The 231-nt window shown below is 72.3% G+C and carries 1 protein-coding gene; it reads left to right on the top strand.

Annotated elements, in window-relative coordinates; genetic code table 11:
• On the top strand, positions 1–231 hold a 231-nt coding region (locus KVT45_RS55865), incomplete at both ends, for a hypothetical protein (RefSeq protein ID WP_217562808.1).

Below are 231 nucleotides of genomic sequence, written 5' to 3'. Positions count from 1 at the left end.
AGGGTCAGTGCTCTTCAGCCCCGGCGGGGGGGCCCGGGGGGATGCCCAGACTCCTGAGACGGGCGACCGGGACCGACGCTACTACATCTCCCAGGAGGACGGCCCGCCGCTGGACGACACGGTCGTCGACCGGGAACAGCAGGCCCAGGGCTTCTTCTACCGCGCGAGGCGCAACCTGACCCTGCGCGGCTTCGCCACCCGCTCCAGCCACCAGTCCCTGCGCCAGGCCCT

The sequence above is a fragment of the Streptomyces sp. GbtcB6 genome, assembly GCF_019091475.1.
GTDB classification, from domain to species: Bacteria; Actinomycetota; Actinomycetes; order Streptomycetales; family Streptomycetaceae; genus Streptomyces; species Streptomyces hyaluromycini.
The sequence above is the reverse complement of the archived record's forward strand: the minus strand, read 5'-3'. Positions and strand labels throughout refer to the sequence as shown.